The sequence below is a fragment of the Novosphingobium endophyticum genome, from assembly GCF_014640675.1.
Taxonomy (GTDB): domain Bacteria; phylum Pseudomonadota; class Alphaproteobacteria; order Sphingomonadales; family Sphingomonadaceae; genus Novosphingobium; species Novosphingobium endophyticum.
In genome coordinates this window covers 1-771 of record NZ_BMHK01000109.1, presented here as the reverse complement: position 1 = coordinate 771, position 771 = coordinate 1, and the positions used below count along the sequence as shown (strand labels likewise).

At 64.7% G+C, this 771-nt stretch carries 1 protein-coding gene; it reads right to left on the bottom strand.

Translation table 11 applies throughout. The features are described 5' to 3' along the window. Window positions 1-771: IS66 family transposase (locus IEX32_RS20450; protein ID WP_188773364.1), on the bottom strand; the 771-nt coding region annotated here is incomplete at both ends.

Here is a 771-nt window from a genome sequence, read left to right as displayed (position 1 = left end):
TGAGCTGCGATGACGAGGTCTGGCAACCAGGGAATGTGTCGTGCTTTGGGAACGGCGAAGCGGCAGCCGAGGAACTTGTAGAACGAGATCCCGAGCTTGGCGCATGTTTTCATGAGGCCGATCATGGTGTCGCGAGCGATCCTTCCGGCCTCGCTGACGGTTCCGCCGGAGATCTTGCGCTTGGTGACGAAGGCCCGGATGTCGTTTTCCGAACCGTTGGTATGCAGCGGGATCTCGGGGCGCTCGAGGACGCGCAGCAGCGAGGCCTTCTGACGATGGAGGCGTGTCAGGAGCCGGTCCAGCATCACGTTGCCGGTGAGCCTGGTGAAGATGCGATCGAAGCGGGCGCGCAGGGCCCTGGCCCGTTTGGGATCGGGATCGCGCTGCCATGCCTTGAGGTCGGCGTAGAGCCACCAGATCAGCGTGCGCTTGAGATCGACGGCCTGGCGGTCCTTCTTCGACCGGGGCTGGAGCTTGTGGACCAGCCTCTCGGCGTGAACCCAACATAGGGCATGATGATTGCCGACGCGGAATTGGCCGGCACCGTCGGAGACGATTGCCGTGTTCCCCAGCAGCCCTTGCTCGCACAGGGCGCCCCACAATGCGCCTTCGCTGGCGACCTTGACCGGATCGGGATGGACCCCGAGCGTGTCGAAGCCAAGCGCCTCCAGATGCGCCTGCCAGTCCTCGGCGGTAGCGAAGCGCTTGTCGGCATGGCTGGCCAGCTGCTCGAGTTGGCCGGCGGCCATGTTCATCTCGCGCATGCGCTCC